This window comes from Stenotrophomonas sp. YJH_SMC_57 (assembly GCF_059369755.1).
This window is the reverse complement of record NZ_JCAFSZ010000005.1, coordinates 256,442-272,523: the sequence shown is the minus strand read 5'-3', so window position 1 is coordinate 272,523 and position 16,082 is coordinate 256,442. Positions and strand designations below refer to the sequence as shown.

At 67.6% G+C, this 16,082-nt stretch carries 12 protein-coding genes; 4 read left to right on the top strand and 8 right to left on the bottom strand.

Features of this window, described 5'->3' with window-relative positions:
• Positions 1–114: 114 nt before the first annotated feature.
• From emrB to emrR, 4 genes are read right to left on the bottom strand one after another with little or no spacing between them, the layout of a single operon-like run.
• Positions 115–1,704, bottom strand: a complete 1,590-nt coding sequence (gene emrB, locus AC5P7U_RS08655; protein WP_006427717.1) for a multidrug efflux MFS transporter permease subunit EmrB — start codon at positions 1,702–1,704, stop codon at positions 115–117.
• Between the two features lie 7 nt (positions 1,705–1,711).
• Positions 1,712–2,893, bottom strand: a complete 1,182-nt coding sequence (gene emrA / locus AC5P7U_RS08650; protein ID WP_197564792.1) for a multidrug efflux MFS transporter periplasmic adaptor subunit EmrA — start codon at positions 2,891–2,893, stop codon at positions 1,712–1,714.
• A gap of 11 nt (positions 2,894–2,904) precedes the next feature.
• Positions 2,905–4,398, bottom strand: coding sequence for a multidrug efflux transporter outer membrane subunit EmrC (gene emrC, locus AC5P7U_RS08645; RefSeq protein WP_197564791.1), 1,494 nt, complete (start codon positions 4,396–4,398; stop codon positions 2,905–2,907).
• Positions 4,395–4,838 (bottom strand): multidrug efflux system transcriptional regulator EmrR, encoded by a 444-nt coding sequence (emrR, locus tag AC5P7U_RS08640; protein ID WP_005408766.1) that lies wholly within the window; start codon positions 4,836–4,838, stop codon positions 4,395–4,397. Before emrR ends, emrC begins: the two co-directional genes overlap by 4 nt.
• A 172-nt stretch (positions 4,839–5,010) precedes the next feature.
• Between emrR and AC5P7U_RS08635 the strand changes: the two genes are divergently transcribed.
• Together AC5P7U_RS08635 and parC are read left to right on the top strand one after the other, a co-directional pair.
• A complete protein-coding gene (locus AC5P7U_RS08635; protein WP_197564790.1) occupies positions 5,011–5,892 on the top strand; it encodes a helix-turn-helix domain-containing protein in 882 nt (293 codons plus the stop codon).
• Between the two features lie 60 nt (positions 5,893–5,952).
• Complete coding sequence (gene parC, locus AC5P7U_RS08630; protein WP_006427619.1) at positions 5,953–8,196, top strand: DNA topoisomerase IV subunit A; 2,244 nt, start codon at positions 5,953–5,955, stop codon at positions 8,194–8,196.
• Between the two features lie 324 nt (positions 8,197–8,520).
• On the opposite strand, the gene bfr is transcribed toward parC, so the two are convergent.
• Complete coding sequence (gene bfr, locus AC5P7U_RS08625; RefSeq protein ID WP_004151115.1) at positions 8,521–9,009, bottom strand: bacterioferritin; 489 nt, start codon at positions 9,007–9,009, stop codon at positions 8,521–8,523.
• Between the two features lie 125 nt (positions 9,010–9,134).
• Here bfr and AC5P7U_RS08620 point away from each other — a divergent pair, with 125 nt between their 5' ends.
• Positions 9,135–11,462, top strand: a complete 2,328-nt coding sequence (locus AC5P7U_RS08620) for a penicillin acylase family protein (protein ID WP_197563065.1) — start codon at positions 9,135–9,137, stop codon at positions 11,460–11,462.
• A gap of 82 nt (positions 11,463–11,544) precedes the next feature.
• Here the strand turns inward: AC5P7U_RS08620 and asnB are convergent, their stop codons facing one another.
• A complete protein-coding gene (gene asnB, locus AC5P7U_RS08615) occupies positions 11,545–13,236 on the bottom strand; it encodes an asparagine synthase B (protein ID WP_133934219.1) in 1,692 nt (563 codons plus the stop codon).
• A gap of 343 nt (positions 13,237–13,579) precedes the next feature.
• Between asnB and AC5P7U_RS08610 the strand changes: the two genes are divergently transcribed.
• Positions 13,580–14,458 (top strand): tetratricopeptide repeat protein, encoded by an 879-nt coding sequence (locus AC5P7U_RS08610; RefSeq protein WP_197563067.1) that lies wholly within the window; start codon positions 13,580–13,582, stop codon positions 14,456–14,458.
• 118 nt (positions 14,459–14,576) lie between these two features.
• Here the strand turns inward: AC5P7U_RS08610 and dapE are convergent, their stop codons facing one another.
• Both dapE and AC5P7U_RS08600 read right to left on the bottom strand, forming a co-directional pair.
• Positions 14,577–15,704: a succinyl-diaminopimelate desuccinylase gene (gene dapE / locus AC5P7U_RS08605; RefSeq protein WP_197563069.1), complete on the bottom strand. Its 1,128-nt coding sequence runs from the start codon at positions 15,702–15,704 to the stop codon at positions 14,577–14,579.
• Positions 15,701–16,072: a Spx/MgsR family RNA polymerase-binding regulatory protein gene (locus tag AC5P7U_RS08600; RefSeq protein WP_197563071.1), complete on the bottom strand. Its 372-nt coding sequence runs from the start codon at positions 16,070–16,072 to the stop codon at positions 15,701–15,703. Before AC5P7U_RS08600 ends, dapE begins: the two co-directional genes overlap by 4 nt.
• Positions 16,073–16,082: the final 10 nt, after the last annotated feature.

Here is a 16,082-nt window from a genome sequence, read left to right as displayed (position 1 = left end):
TTTTCATGCCCGTCATCCGGGCGCATCCACGCGACGCGTGCATGCATCGCGATGAGGCTGCAAACAAAAACCCCGCCTTCCGGCGGGGTTTTGTTTTTCATCAACACTGGTCGGTCAATGCCCGCCACCGGCCGAGGCCGCACCTGCACCGGCGCCGAACGGTGGCTTGGCCAGCCACAGGAACGCGATGATCGCCAGGAAGATCCAGCCCAGCAGGAAGAAGATGTCGTTGAAGCCCATCTGCGATGCCTGGTGGTTGATCATGTTGTTCAGCACCGCCGCGCCATGTTGCAGGTCACCTTGCCCCATTGCCGCCACCTGGTCCTGCATGCCCGGCTGATAGGCCGAGATGTGCTCGGTCAGGTCGGCATGGTGCACCTGGGTGCGCCGCGCCCACAGCCACGTCGTCAGCGACGCCGCAAAGCTGCCACCCAGCGTACGCAGGAACGTTGCAAGGCCCGAGCCTGCCGCGATCTCGCGACCATCCAGGTCCGACAGCAGGATCTGCAGCACCGGCATGAAGAACAGCGCGACACCAATACCCATGATCAGCTGCACGCCGGCCACGTGCATGTAGTCCACCTGCAGGTTGAAGTTCGAGCGCAGGAAGCTGGTCATCGACAGCACGATGAAGGCCACCGTGGCCAGCATGCGCATGTCGAAGCGCGATGCGTACTTGCCCACGAACGGGGTCATGATCACCGGCAGGATGCCGATCGGCGCGGTCGCCAGTCCCGCCCAGATCGCGGTGTAGCCCATGTCACGCTGCAGCCACTGCGGAATCAGCAACGCCACGCTGAAGAACGCCGCATAGGCCACCACCATCGCCAGCGTGCCGGCGCGGAAGTTGCGATGGCGGAACAGCTTCAGGTCGACGATCGGATCCTTGTCGGTCAGTTCCCAGATCAGGAATACCGTCAGCGCCACCACAGCCACGCAGGCCAGCACCACGATCTTCATCGACGAGAACCAGTCCTCGTCATTGCCCAGGTCGAGCACCAGCTGCAGTGCGCCGACACCGATCACCAGGGTGATCAGGCCAACATAGTCCATCTTCGGCTTCTCGATCTGCTCCGGGCGACCTTTCAGCTGGTTGCCCACCACCAAGGCAGCGAAGATGCCCAACGGCACGTTGATCAGGAAGATCCATTCCCAGCTGTAGTTGTCGGTGATCCAGCCACCGAGGATGGGGCCGCAGATCGGCGCCACCACGGTGATCATCGCCAGCAGCGCCAGCGCCTGCCCGCGTTTCTCGCGGGGATAGATCGAGACCAGCAGCGACTGCGTGATCGGGTACATCGGGCCGGCCACGAAGCCCTGCAGCGCGCGCGATACCACCAGCATGCCCATGCTCTGCGCCAGGCCGCACAGCAGCGAGGTGATGACGAAGGCCAGCGTGGCCCAGACGAACAGCTTGCGTTCGCCGAAGCGGCGGCTGAGCCAGCCGGTCAGCGGCAGCGCGATGGCCGTGCTGACCGCGAACGAGGTGATGACCCAGGTCGCCTGCTGCGAACTGGCACCGAGATTACCGGCGATGGTCGGCAGCGAGACGTTGGCGATGGTGGTGTCGAGCACCTGCATGAACGACGCCATCGCCAGGCCCACGGTGCACAGGGCGACGCTGGGTGGCAGGAACCCGGAGGCCGCACCTGGCGCCGCCGGTGCGCCCGGAGCGCCGGGCGCGGCTGGAGCTTGTGCGGACATGGCGACCTCAGCCCGCCTTCGCCTGCTGCTGCGGCAGGTTGCCCTGGATGATCGTGTGGATCACCTCATCGGCATCATGCAGCTGCTTGGCATACACATCGGTGTCGAACACCGTGCCCTTGGCCGCTGCGCTCGGCAGCACTTCGCCCTTCTGGTCACGCAGGCTCACTTCGGCCTTCATCGACAGGCCGATGCGCAGCGGGTGCTCGGCCAGCTGCTTGGCATCGATGGCGATGCGCACCGGCACGCGCTGCACGATCTTGATCCAGTTGCCGCTGGCGTTCTGCGCCGGCAGCAGCGAGAACGCCGAACCGGTGCCCAGGCCCAGGCTCTGGATGCGGCCCTTGTACTTCACGTCACTGGCGTACAGGTCGGACTTCAACTCCACTTCCTGGCCCAGGCGCATGTGGCGCAGCTGGGTTTCCTTGAAGTTGGCCTCGACCCACATCTGCTCGGTCGGCACCACGGCCATCAGGGCATTGCCCGGCTGCACGCGCTGGCCGACCTGCACCGAACGACGGGCAACATAGCCGGTGACCGGCGCGACGATGCCGGCGCGGGCGTTGTTGAGGAAGGCCTGGCGCAGCTGCGCGGCCGCTGCCTGCACGTCCGGCTGGGTGGCGATCACGGTGTCGTCAACCAGCGCGCGGTTGCGCTCGACGGTCTCGCGCGAACCGGCCACGGCGGCTTCGGCGGCCGCCAGCTCATCGCGGGCATGGGCCAGTTCTTCGTTGGAGATGGCGCCGGTGGCGGCCAGGTCCTTGCGGCGGGCGAAGTCGTCGCGCACGCGCTTCAGGGTCACCTGGCGGGCATTCAAGTCTGCCTGCGCGCCTTCCACGCTGCGGTACAGGCCGCGGGTCTGGCGCACCGTCTTGGCCAGGTTGGCTTCGGCCTGCTGCAGCGCCACCGAGGTGTCGGACGGATCCAGCTGCACCAGCAGCTGGCCGCGCTCGACGCGCATGCCGTCATCGGCGTTGATGGCGACCACGGTACCGGCCACCAGCGGGGTGATCTGCACCTGGTTGCCCTGCACGTAGGCATCGTCGGTCTCTTCGAACCAACGGCCGAACATGAAGTACCACAGCGCCAGTGCGGCAAGCAGCAGCACGACGATCACGAACAGGCCGCGCAGCAGGTTGCCGCGGCGGTTGGAGGCGGCCGGGGCCGCGGTGTCTTGGGTCTGGCTCATGGCGGAGGTCTTCAGGAATGCGAGGAATCGGAATGGGAGGCAATCGGGGCGCGGTCGGCGTCAACGGGCTGGAAACCACCGCCCAAGGCCTTGCTCAGGCGCACCGAGGTCTGCACCTGCTGCGACTGCAGGCCGGCCAGCTGCTGCTGCGATTGCAGCAGGGTGGACTGCGCGGTCAGCACGTCCAGGTAGCTGCCGATGCCGGCGCGGTAGCGCTGCTGGGCCAGGTCGAAGGCCGAACGTGCGGTGTCCACGGCCTGCTGCTGCGCGTGCGCCTGCTGTGCCAGCGAACGCACCGCATTGACCTGGTCGGCGACGTCGCGCAATGCGTCGAGCACGGCCTGGTTGTAGTTGGCCACCGCCAGGTCGTACTGCGCATCGGTGTTGGCCAGGTTGGCGCGCAGCTTGCCGCCTTCGAAGATCGGCAGGCTCAGCGCCGGGCCGATGTAGGCGAAGGTGGAACTGCTCTTCAGCAGGTCGCCCACGTTCGGGGCGACCACGCCGGCCAGCGCGGTCAGGTTGAAGCTCGGGTAGAACTTGGTCCTGGCGACCTTGATCTGCTTGTCGGCCGCTTCCACGCGCCAGCGCGCAGCCACGATATCCGGGCGACGGCCAAGCAGTTCGCTCGGCAGCACGCCCGGCAGCTGCAACGCCATCGGGTTCAGCGGCTGCGGGCGCTGGATCGACAGGCCCCGGTCCGGCCCCTTGCCGACCAGCGCGGCCAGCGCGGTGCGGGCAGCGTCGATGCGCTGCTGCGCGGCCAGAACCTGCTGCTGCGCGGCCGGCAAGCGGGCCTCGGCCTGGCGCACCTGCAGGTCACTGTCGATGCCGGCGCTGCGGCGCTGGCGGGTCAGCTGCAGCGACTTCTGCGAGCGGGTCAGTTCTTCCTCGGCCACGTCATTGAGCTGCCACGCATACGCCAGATCGGCGTAGGCCTGGGCGATGCCGGTGGACAGGTTCAGGCGTGCCGCCTGGGCTTCGACCGTGGCGGCATGCGCGCCATCCACGGCCGCTTCCCAAGCGGCGCGCTTGCCGCCCCACAGGTCCACGCCGTAGCTGAAGTCGAAGGCGACCTGGCTGCTGCCGCCGTAGCGGCCGCCCATCTCGCTGCCGACCATCGATTCGGGCAGGCGCAGGCCGGTGTAGCCACCGGACACCGACAGGCTGGGCAGCTGATCGGCGCGCGCGGTGCCGACCTGGGCCTGGGCCTGGCGCAGGCGTGCATCGGCGGCGTCCAGGCTCGGGTGGCCGGCGAGGCCTTCAGCCACCAGCGCGTCCAGCTGCGCATCGCCCAGTGCCTTCCACCAGTCCTGCGCCGGGAAGCCGGTGGCGCTCAGGTCGGTGTCGGCCAGGGTGCGTTCGCTGTGCAGGCTGTCAACCTCAAGCACGTGGCCCTGCGGGGTGAGGCCGCGGCTGCTGGCGCAGGCGGCCAGGGCCAGGGCCAGCGCTGACACCAGCAGCGCGCGCCCGGACCGGCGGAGAATGGGATGCGGGATCGGGTTCATGGGGTCGTCAGTGAATCGCGGATTCGGGTAAGGAGGGACAGCAGCAGCGTGCGCTCATCGGCGGAAAGATCACGCAGCGCGTAATCCATCACCGCGTCGCCGCGCAGCTTCAGCCGCGCCCAAAGCGCGCGGCCTTCGTCGGTCAGCACGATCTGAAGTGCACGCCGGTCCTGCGCATGCGGCTCGCGGCGGACACAGCCCAGAGCCTCGAGCTTGTCCAGCAGGCGGGTGACCGCACTGGGCACCTGGTCGATGGCCTGGGCCAGTTCGTTGGCGGTACAGGGGGCCATGTGCGAAAGCACCTTCAGCCCGATGTAGTGGGTGAAGCCGATGCCCAGATCTTCTTCAGCCATGGACGCGTCGAGTTGGCGGACCAGGCCGTCGCGCACCTGGCGCAGCAGCAGGCCGAAGCTGGGGGGAGTGGTTGCAGGACAGATCATGGGGGAGCATTCTCTTCCAAAAAAAATATTTCTCAATGGAAATATTCGATCTGGCATCGAATGCTGTGTTGCAGCAGTGGGCTCGATCAGTGAAGGCGCCTACCTTAATGATCTGGTCAGGTGGCCCGGTAGTACAATCCAGCCAATGGATGACACATTTCAGCCAGCGGATATGATGAACAAGGCAGAAATCCCCCCTCCCAAGCGCCTGTTGCGGGACGACGCGCTGGACTGGTTCGAGCGCAACGATGGCCCTCCGGTCGTCGCCTTCCGCTTCGACAGCCCGCAGGGCCTGGTCCGCGAAGTGGACTGGCACCACCACCAGCGCGCACAGTTGATCTGCGTCGAGCGCGGCCTGCTGACCACCCGCACCTCGCACGGCACCTGGTCACTGGCGCCGGGTTCGGCCGGCTGGATGCCGCCGCTGGAGCCACATACGGTCACCCTCGACGGGCCGTTGCGTGGCTGGGGCATGGCCCTGGCGGCGCCTGCCTGCGCCAGCCTGCCTTCCGATCCCTGCGTGCTGGGCCTGTCCAAGCTGGCGCAGGCGCTGGCCGACCGCATCTGCGAATGGCCGCTGGGCTATGCCACCACGCCCGAACGCCAGCACATCATCGACGTGCTGCTGGACGAGATCCGCACCGCCCCGCGCCAGCGCATGCACCTGCCGATGCCGCATGACCGGCGCCTGCTGAAGATCGCCTCGCAGCTGCTGGCCGACCCGTCCGACGAGCGCAGCCTGGCCGAATGGGCGCATTGGGCCGGGCTTTCCCCGCGCAGCCTGACCCGCCACTTCCGCGACGAGACCACCCTCAGCTTCGCCCAGTGGCGGCAGCAGGCCCGCCTGTCCGAGGCCCTGCGCCAGCTGACCGACGGCCGCAGCGTGGCCGATATCGCCCATGCGCTGGGCTTCAGCAGCGCCAGCGCCTTCGTCACCGTGTTCCGCCGCCACTTCGGGCTGCCACCCGGGCGCTACCTGGCACGTGCCGGACATGGCCTGGAAACCGGGCTGGACCCTGCGCGCGGCTTGGCATCCCCCGCCGCATCCGGATAATCACAGGATTGCGAGCGGCGACCGCCGTCGCCGCCTCCCGACAACAGGTAACAACGCCGCATGACCGAACTTGCCCGCCCCGTGTTCCACGGATTCGAACAACTGCCGCTGCGCGAGTACGCCGAGCGCGCCTACCTCGACTACTCGATGTACGTGGTCCTGGACCGCGCCCTGCCGTTCATCGGCGACGGCCTGAAGCCGGTGCAGCGCCGCATCATCTATTCGATGAGCGAGCTGGGCCTGAATGCCGCGTCCAAGCCGAAGAAGTCCGCACGCACCGTCGGTGACGTCATCGGTAAATACCACCCGCATGGCGACAGCGCGTGCTACGAGGCACTGGTGCTGATGGCCCAGCCGTTCTCGTACCGCTACCCGCTGATCGAAGGCCAGGGCAACTTCGGCTCCAGCGATGACCCGAAGTCGTTCGCGGCGATGCGCTACACCGAATCCAAGCTGACCCCGATCGCCGAAGTGCTGCTGGGCGAACTGGGCCAGGGCACCACCGACTGGGCGCCGAACTTCGACGGCACCCTGCAGGAACCGACCTGGATGCCGGCGCGGTTGCCGCACCTGCTGCTCAACGGCACCACCGGCATCGCCGTGGGCATGGCCACCGACGTGCCGCCGCACAATCTCAACGAGATCGTCAGCGCGCTGCTGCACCTGCTGGACAACCCCGAGGCCAGCGTGCGCGACCTGTGCGAGCACGTGCAGGGCCCGGACTACCCGTCCAGCGCCGAAATCATCACCGCGGCCAGCGATCTGCGGAACATGTACGAGACCGGCAACGGCAGCGTGCGTGCGCGTGCGACCTTCACCAAGGAAGCCAACAACATCGTGGTCACAGCGCTGCCGTTCCAGGTGTCGCCGTCGAAGGTGATCGAGCAGATCGCCGCGCAGATGCGCGCCAAGAAGCTGCCGTGGCTGGAAGACATCCGCGATGAGTCCGACCACGCCAACCCGGTGCGCGTGGTGCTGGTGCCGCGCTCCAACCGCGTCGATGCCGAACAGCTGATGGGCCACCTGTTCGCGACCACGGACATGGAGCGCAGCTACCGCGTCAACCTCAACGTGATCGGGCTGGACGGCCGTCCGCAGGTGAAGAACCTGAAGATGCTGCTCAGCGAATGGCTGACCTTCCGCAGCAATACCGTCACCCGCCGCCTGCAGCACCGCCTGCAGAAGGTCGAGCGCCGCCTGCACCTGTTGGAAGGCCTGCTGGTCGCCTTCCTCAACCTGGACGAGGTGATCCACATCATCCGTACCGAGGACGAACCGAAGGCAGCGCTGATCGCGCGCTTCGGCCTGTCCGACGACCAGGCCGAGTACATCCTGGAAACCAAGCTGAAGCAGCTGGCCCGCCTGGAAGAGATGAAGATCCGCGGCGAGCAGGACGAGCTGGCCAAGGAGCGCGAGAAGATCCTCGGCATCCTCGACAGCAAGGCCAAGCTGAAGAAGCTGATCCGCGACGAACTGACCGCCGATGCCAAGAAGTTCGGCGACGCACGCCGTTCGCCGCTGGTGCAGCGCCAGGCCGCGCAGGCCATCGACGAGACCGAGCTGGTGCCGAGCGAGCCGATGACCGTCGTGCTGTCGGAGAAGGGCTGGATCCGTGCCGCCAAGGGCCATGATGTCGATGCGTCCGCCCTCTCCTACCGCGATGGCGACGCCCTGCAGGGCGCGGTGCGCGCGCGCAGTACCCAGCAGGTCGCGTTCCTTGACAGCGAGGGCCGCGCCTACTCGACGCCGGTGCATACCCTGCCTTCGGCGCGCGGCAATGGTGAGCCGCTGACCGGCCGCTTCTCGCCGGCGCCGGGCACCAGCTTCGTCACCCTGGCCAGTGCCGAACCGGAGACGCGCTTCGTGCTGGCCTCCAGCCATGGCTACGGCTTCGTCACCCGCTTCGAGAACCTGATCGGCCGCAACAAGGCCGGCAAGGCGATGCTGAACCTGTCGGCCGGCTCGTCGGTGCTGATCCCTTCGGTGGTTGCCAACGTCGCCACTGATCGCATCGTGGCGGTGACCAGCTCGGGCAACCTGCTGGCGATCGCTGCCAACGACCTGCCGGAACTGGACAAGGGCAAGGGCAACAAGATCATCGAGATCCCCAAGGCCAAGCTCGCCACCGAACGCGTGGTCGCCATCGTGGCGATCAGCCCAGGGCAGACCCTGCAGGTACGCAGCGGCCAGCGCACCATGGGCCTGAAGTTCAACGAGCTGGACGCGTATCTCGGCGCGCGCGCCACCCGCGGCCACCTGTTGCCGCGTGGCTGGCAGAAGGTGGAAGGCCTGTCGGTGGAGTGACCGGTAGGGCCGGGCGCTGGCCGGCAACTGCTGAATGTTGCTCGGATCCAACGTTGCCGGCCAGCGGCCGGCACTACCGGAATCCAGGGACGTCAGGCACGAAAAAGCCGGGGCATGCCCCGGCTTTTTCGTTGTCGGCTGGCGGGCGGTGGAGCAGCTGGCGGGCAAAGGCTGGCTGGCGGTGCTCCGGTGCTGGCGGGCGACAGAACGCTGTGCTTCTTCTGGTAGAGCCGACCGCTGGTCGGCTGTTTTTTTTGTAGAGCAGCCGACCAGCGGTCGGCTCTACCGGGTGGTCGCCGGGCATGGCCCGGCGCCACCTGCGGCTCAGTGCGCCGGGGCGCCGTTGCCGTCGATCTTGCTCAGCTGGTACAGCTCCAGGCCGATGCGCTTGATCAGGCCCAGCTGCTGCTCCAGCCACCAGGCATGGTCTTCCTCGGTGTCCTTCAGCTGCGCCAGCAGCATGTCGCGGCTCACGTAGTCACCCTTCTCTTCGCACAGCTTCATGCCGGCGGCGAGATTGTTCCGAACCGCGTATTCAGTATCCAGGTCCTTCTGCAGCATCTCCTCCACGGTCTTGCCCGGCTCGGTGGCATGCGGGCGCATGTCCGGGTCGCCGCCCAGGAACAGGATGCGGCGCAGCAGCGCGTCGGCGTGCTGGGTCTCTTCTTCCATCTCGTGGTTCAGGCGTTCGTACAGCGCGAACAGGCCCTGGTCCTCGTAGCGGCGGGAATGGATGAAGTACTGGTCGCGGGCAGCAAGCTCGCCGCGCAGCAGTTCCTTCAGGCAGGCGATGACGTCCGGGTTGCCTTTCATGGGGGGGGCTCCTGTGAATCGATGCGGCATAGGGTGACGCATTTCCGGCGACGGTGATCTAATCGGAATCAGTCGCAGTTGCGCCTGCGGCTACAATCGATCCTCGAGCGTGGAAAGGACGTGCGATGCGACGTACATGGCGTTGGGTGCTGGGCGTATTGATCGCCATCGTGCTGGTCACCGTTCTGGTGCCGTGGCTGCTGCTGCGCGGCAGCCTGGCCGACCTGGACGGCGAGCATGCGCTGCCGGGCCTGGCCAAGCCGGTCACCGTCGAGCGCGACGCGCTGGGCGTGGTCACCATCACCGCCGGCAGCCAGGCCGACGCGATGCGTGCGCTGGGCCGCGTGCATGCGCAGGAACGCTATTTCGAGATGGACCTGATGCGGCGCAGTGCCGCTGGCGAGCTGTCCGCGCTGTTCGGGCCGAAGGCCATCGACGCCGACAAGCGCATGCGCGTGCATCGCCTGCGCGCGCGTACCGAGGCGAACATGCAGGCCGCGCTGGGCAGCAACAGCGAGGCCGTGGGCGCCTACGTCGCCGGCGTCAATGAGGGATTGGCCGGACTCCCGGTACGGCCATGGGCGTACCTGCTGCTGCGGCAGGCGCCGCAGCCCTGGCAGGCCAGCGACAGCGTGCTCACCGGGCTGGCCATGTACGCCGACCTGCAGGACCCGGGCAACCAGACCGAACTGGCGCTGAGCCGCATCCGCGCGGTGGTGCCGCCGGCGCTGTACGCCCTGCTCGCCCACGATGGCAGCGAATGGGATGCCCCGTTGTTCGGCGAACCGACCGGCAACGCCGTGCTGCCCGACGCCAGCCAGCTTGATCTGCGCACATTGCAGGGAAAGCCGGGCACCAGGCAGGAAGAGGCCGACGCGGTCGGCAGCAACAACTTCGCCGTATCCGGTGCACTGACCGCCGACGGCCGCGCCATCGTCGCCGATGACATGCACCTGGGCCTGCGCGCGCCAGCGCTGTGGTTCCGCGTGCGCCTGCGCTACCCCGATCCGCAGGCCGCGGGCGGCCAGGTCGATGTCACCGGTTTCTCGCTGCCCGGCCTGCCGGCGGTGATCGTCGGCAGCAACGGGCATGTCGCCTGGGGCTTCACCAACAGCTACATCGACACGGCGGACTACCGCACTGAACCGGCCAACGCGGCGGTCACCGTGCATGACGAGCGCATCGCGGTGGCGGGCCAGGCCGACGTGCTGTTCCCGGTGCGCGAAAGCGCCTGGGGACCCATCCTGCACACGCATGCCGATGGCAGCGGCGATGCCCTGCGCTGGGTCGCGCAGCTGCCGGGTGCGGTGCGCCTGGACTTCGGTGACCTGGCCCGTGCCGGCGATCTGCAAGCCGCCCTGCACTTCGCAGACCAGGCCGGCATCCCCGCTCAGAACCTGGTGATCGGCGACCGCAGCGGACGCATCGCCTGGCGCTTGATCGGCGCCCGGCCCGACCGCGGCCCCGGCTGTGCACCGGCCGGCTTCAATACCGCCAGCAACCGGGACTGCGCGCCCTGGCCGATCCGCAGCGACGCCGCACCGGCACTGATCGACCCACCCGATCATCGCCTGTGGACCGCCAACGGCCGCGTCCTCGACGGCGAGGCCTTGGCCAGCGTCGGCCATGGCGGTTATGACCTCGGTGCCCGTGCGCGTCAGATCCGCGACCTGCTGGCCATCCAGGAGCGCTTCGACGAGCACGACCTGTTGGCAATCCAGCTCGACGACCGTGCGGTGTTCCTGCAGCGCTGGTGGGCACTGCTGCACGACGTCATCGAACGCAGTGACGATCCCGCGCTGAAGCGGTTGGGAGAAGCCAGCCATCAATGGGGCGGCCGCGCCTCGGCCAGCTCGGTCAGCTACCGGGTGGTGCGCGAGTTCCGCTCGCAGGTAATGCAGACGCTGTCTGACGCACTACTGGCCCCGGCCAACGTTCGACTGGGAGAGGACTACCTGGAACCGCGGCTGGCGCAGCTGGAAGGCGTCGCCTGGCCGATGCTGCAGCAGCGCCCGGCCAACCTGCTGCCCCCCGCCTTCGACAGCTGGGACGCACTGCTGGTCGATGCGGCACGACGTACCGAGGCCGAACTGTCCAAACAGGGCCCGCTGGCCCAGCGCGGCTGGGGCGAACGCAACACCGCAGCGATCTGCCATCCGATCGCAGGCGCGCTGCCGGACTTCGCAAAGCGCTGGCTGTGCATGCCGGCCGATCGCCTGCCCGGCGACCGCGACATGCCGCGCGTGCAGACGCCAAATTTCGGCGCGTCCGAGCGGATGGTGGTCTCGCCCGGGCACGAGGCCGACGGCATCGTGCACATGCCCGGCGGCCAGAGCGGCCATCCGCTGTCCCCCTACTGGGGTGCCGGCCATGAAGACTGGGTGCATGGCCGCCCGACCCCGTTCCTGCCGGGCAAGGCCCAGCATGTGATGACGCTGGTGCCTGCACGTTGAGGATCGCGGCCAGATCCTTCTCCCAAAGGAGAAGGAATCTGACCCCGCCATTGCCGGCCAGCGGCCGGCACTACCGCCGGCGCTAGGCCAGTGCCTGTTCGTGCACGCCGGCAATCGCACGCCCGGACGGGTCGGCCGCTGCCGCGAAACTGGCATCCCATGCAATCGCCGCCGGCGACGAACAGGCGATCGACTTGCCGCCCGGTACGGTTTCGGCAGCCGCACGGCTGGGGAAGAACTGCTCGAACAGGTGGCGGTAGTAGTACGCCTCCTTGGTCTGCGGCGGGTTGTGCGCGAAGCGCTTGTCTGCGGCCGCCAGCACACGGTCGCTCACCTGTGCTTCGGCATGCGCCTTCAGCCCGTCGATCCAGCCATAGCCGACGCCATCGCTGAACTGTTCCTTCTGCCGCCACAGGATGCTGTCCGGCAGGTAGCCGTCGAACGCCTCGCGCAGCACCGCCTTCTCGATGCGGCGGCCTCCGAACCCGGCGCCGACCATCTTGTGCGCGGCGTCGAAACGCATTGCCACGTCGAGGAATTCGCGATCCAGGAACGGCACGCGCGGCTCCACGCCCCAGGCCATCATCGACTTGTTGGCGCGCAGGCAATCATAGTTGTGCAGGGCATCGAGCTTGCGCACCAGTTCATCGTGGAATTCGCGCGCATCCGGCGCCTTGTGGAAGTACAGGTAGCCACCGAAGATCTCGTCGCTGCCTTCGCCGGACAGCACCATCTTCACCCCCATCGCCTTGATCCGCCGCGCCAGCAGGAACATCGGCGTCGATGCGCGGATGGTGGTGACGTCATAGGTCTCGATGTGGCGGATCACTTCCGGCAGCACGTCCAGGCCTTCTTCGAAGGTGTATTCGAAGCCATGGTGCACGGTGCCCAGCGCTTCGGCAGCAACCGCTGCGGCAGCCAGATCGGGCGAGCCCTTCAGGCCAATCGCGAATGAATGCAGACGCGGCCACCAGGCTTCGGTCTGGCCGCCGTCCTCGATGCGACGGCGTGCATAGCGCGCAGCCACGGCGGCGACCAGCGAGGAATCGAGGCCACCGGACAACAGCACCCCGTACGGCACGTCACTCATCAACTGGCGCTCCACCGCATGCTCGAAGGCCTGCCGCAGTTCGGCCAGGTCGGCCTGACGGCCCTGCACATCCGCATACTCGCGCCACGGCTGCTGGTAATAGCGCACCAGTTCGCCGCTGGCGCTGTCGAAGTAATGGCCTGGCGGAAATTGCGCGACATCGGCGCAGGAATCGACCAGCGCCTTCATCTCCGAGGCCACGCGCAGGCGCCCCTGCGCATCATGGCCCCAGTACAGCGGCACCACGCCGACCGGATCGCGCGCCACCAGCACGCGACCGCTGTCACGGTCCCACAGCGCGAAGGCGAAGATGCCGTTGAGCTGCTCCAGCCACTGCGCCGGCGATCCGCCCTGGCGGTACAGCGCGTTGATCACTTCACAGTCCGAGCCGGTCTGGAAGTCATAGGCGGTGGTCAGCGCGGCCTTCAGCTGCTGGTGGTTGTAGATCTCGCCGTTCACCGCCAACGCCAGCTGGCCGTCGGCCGACAGCAACGGCTGCGAGCCGCCGGCCGGATCGACGATGGCCAGCCGCTCGTGGACCAGCAGTGCGCCCTCGTCGAGGTACACGCCGCTCCAGTCCGGGCCGCGGTGGCGCTGGCGCTGCGACAGTTCCAGCGCGTGGCGGCGCAGGGCGGGAAGATCGTCACCGGCCTGCAGGCCGAAGATTCCGAAGATCGAACACATGGCGGAGCTCCTGTTGGGGGATTTCACGGGTGGGAAGGTGTTCGACCGGCCATCCAGGCCCGGGTGGGGCGGCGCCCGGGCACAAAAAAACCCGCATCGGCCGATGCGGGTTTTCTGGTGTCCGGGCGTATGTTGCTGTCTATCTACCCAGGGCGCAGTCCCGCATCGGCCGCGCACGATTATTCGCGCGCAGATTATTGCGGTTGTTGTTGACGGCGGTGGCCAGGCGGATCGACATGGCATCGACCCTACCCCGGTTTCCGGCACGGCGCAACAGTTGCGTCGGCAACCAGCTGGACCGCCTGGCGGCGCATAATGGCCCGCCCTGCAATGTGTAACTGGAATGCAACACCGCAATGGACGCACCGGGGCGCTGGCCGCCCTGCTCTGCCTGGGCCTGGCCGCATGCCAGACCCTGCCCCCGCCCTCGCCCCTGCCGCCAGCCCAGCTGCAAAGCCTGGAGCAACGCGGCACCGACGGCAGCTTCGACGGTGCCTGGAACACCGCGCAGACCTTCGAGCACTTCAACGATCCGCGTGCGATCACGTACTACGAGCGCGCCGCTGCGATCACGCCCTGGACCTTCCACAACACCAAGGCGGAAGAAGCACTGGGCCGGATCTGGACGTCCGGCACGCTGCGGCATGCCGACAGCCCCCATATCGACCCAGCGCCGGTTCTGCGTGCGTCGTGGCGACGTGGCGAACGCGCCTACCTGGCAGCGGCCAACCACGGCAATCCCTACGCGTTCCATGAACTCGCCACTGCCTATCGCGCGCGCAGCGACGCGCAGCTGGCATTGCGCTGGGACCTGCGCGCGATGATCTACCACCGCTATCCAAGCCGATCCTCGCGCCTGCCGGATGCGCTGGCCACGCAGGCCGGCACCGTGCACCCGCTGGTGGCCCGCATCCAGCGACGCGCCGAGCGCGGCGATGCCGAAGCGCAGGTCGACCTGGGCGCGCTGCTGGAAAGAGGCGTGGGCCTGCCGCGCGATCCGGCGCGCGCCCTGCAGCTGTACCAGCGTGCTGGTGAGCAGGGAAATGTGTTCGGCCAGTACTTTGCTGGGCTGTTGCTGGGGCGGAGCGCGCCGGGCGTGGAGAAAGATGCCGATACAGCGGCGCAATGGTTTGCCAGGGCCGAGGCGCAGAACTTCTACATGGCCGCGCCGAGCTATTGGAAGAAGGCGATCGAGCCGCCGTTCTTCATTTTCTCGGAGTAGTAGAGCCGAGCCATGCTCGGCTGCTTCTGCCAGGAAAAGACAGCCGAGCATGGCTCGGCTCTACAGGGAAGCAGCCTCAGCCGGAGGCGTGCCGACCAACGGTCGGCACCCACCCTCCTCACACCAGCAGCCGTTCCACCAGCCGCTGGTACACCCCCGGCAGTGCTTCCAGCTCGTCCACGCGCACGTTCTCGTCCACCTGGTGGATGCTGGCGTTGACCGGCCCCACTTCGATGCACTGCGCACCCAGCGGTGCGATGAAGCGCGCGTCGGAGGTGCCACCGCCGGTGCTTTCCTCCGGCGCACGACCGATGTGTTCGGCCAGCACGGCACGCGCAGTGGCGCGCAAGGTACCTTCCGGGGTGTAGAACGGCTCGCCGCTGCGATGCCACTTCAGCGTGTACTGCAGGCCATGCCGGTCGAGCAGTGCGGCGATCTCCGCCTCCAGCTTCGGCGCGTCCCAGTGCGGGTTGTAGCGGATGTTGAAATCCACCTCCAGCTCACCGGGAATCACGTTGTTGGCGCCCGTGCCGGCATGGATGTTGGAGATCTGCAGGCTGGTCGGCGGGAAGCTCTCGTAGCCCTCGTCCCAACGCCGCGCACTCAGTTCGGCCAGTGCCGGCGCGGCCTGGTGGATGGGATTGCGCGCCTTTTCCGGGTACGCCACATGCCCCTGCACGCCCTGTACGCGCAGCTTGGCCGACAGGCTGCCGCGACGGCCGACCCGCAGCAGGTCACCCAGCGTCGCGGTCGACGAAGGCTCACCGGTGATGCACCAGTCGATGCGCTGGCCACGCTCGGCGAACAGGCGTGCCACATGGCGCACGCCATCGATGGCATCGCCTTCTTCGTCGCTGGTCAACAGCACCGCCAGCGTGCCGGGATGATCGGGGTGCGCGGCCACGAACTGCTCGGCGGCGACCACGAACGCAGCCACGCTGCCCTTCATGTCGGCCGTGCCACGGCCATACAGCACGCCGTCACGGATTGTCGGCGTGAACGGGTCGCTCGCCCATGCCTCGCGTGGGCCGGGCGGCACCACGTCGGTGTGTCCCAGCAGCACCAGCACCGGCGCGCCCTGCCCGTGGGTCGCCCACAGGTTGTCGACCTCGCCCAGGCGCAGGTGATCGCAGTGGAACCCGGCCTGCTTCAGCCGTGCCGCCAGCAACGCCTGGCAGCCGGCATCGTCCGGCGTCACCGAGGGGCGTGCAATCAGCTCGCAGGTCAGGTCGAGAACAGCACTCATGCGCCGCCCACGCCGAAGCGTGCCTTGAATCCGTTGTCACTGAAACCCTGGCTGACCGTGCCGTCGGCGGTTACCACCACCGGGCGCTTGATCAGCTGCGGGTACTCACGCAGCAGCAGCTTCCACTCGGCATCCGAGTCGGCCGCCTTGCGGTTGTCCGGCAGCTGCCGCCAGGTGGTGGAGGACCTGTTGACCATCGCCCCCAGGCCACCCAGCTGCGCGGCCCATTCCAGCAGGTTTTGAGGGCTGGGCTTGTTGTCGCGGTAGTCGACGAAGGTGTACGGCACGCCGAAGCGGTCCAGCCACTTGGTTGCCTTCTTGCAGGTATCGCAGTTCTTCAAACCGTAGACAGTGGTGCTCATGGCCATCTGTGATGCT

Coding starts and splice junctions, on each gene's coding strand:
- emrC (WP_197564791.1), bottom strand. CDS start 4,398: ATGAACCCGATCCCGCATCCCATTCTCCGCCGGTCCGGGCGCGCGCTG.
- parC (WP_006427619.1), top strand. CDS start 5,953: ATGACCGAACTTGCCCGCCCCGTGTTCCACGGATTCGAACAACTGCCG.
- dapE (WP_197563069.1), bottom strand. CDS start 15,704: ATGAGTGCTGTTCTCGACCTGACCTGCGAGCTGATTGCACGCCCCTCG.
- emrB (WP_006427717.1), bottom strand. CDS start 1,704: ATGTCCGCACAAGCTCCAGCCGCGCCCGGCGCTCCGGGCGCACCGGCG.
- emrR (WP_005408766.1), bottom strand. CDS start 4,838: ATGATCTGTCCTGCAACCACTCCCCCCAGCTTCGGCCTGCTGCTGCGC.
- AC5P7U_RS08635 (WP_197564790.1), top strand. CDS start 5,011: ATGATGAACAAGGCAGAAATCCCCCCTCCCAAGCGCCTGTTGCGGGAC.
- bfr (WP_004151115.1), bottom strand. CDS start 9,009: ATGAAAGGCAACCCGGACGTCATCGCCTGCCTGAAGGAACTGCTGCGC.
- AC5P7U_RS08620 (WP_197563065.1), top strand. CDS start 9,135: ATGCGACGTACATGGCGTTGGGTGCTGGGCGTATTGATCGCCATCGTG.
- emrA (WP_197564792.1), bottom strand. CDS start 2,893: ATGAGCCAGACCCAAGACACCGCGGCCCCGGCCGCCTCCAACCGCCGC.
- AC5P7U_RS08600 (WP_197563071.1), bottom strand. CDS start 16,072: ATGGCCATGAGCACCACTGTCTACGGTTTGAAGAACTGCGATACCTGC.
- AC5P7U_RS08610 (WP_197563067.1), top strand. CDS start 13,580: ATGCAACACCGCAATGGACGCACCGGGGCGCTGGCCGCCCTGCTCTGC.
- asnB (WP_133934219.1), bottom strand. CDS start 13,236: ATGTGTTCGATCTTCGGAATCTTCGGCCTGCAGGCCGGTGACGATCTT.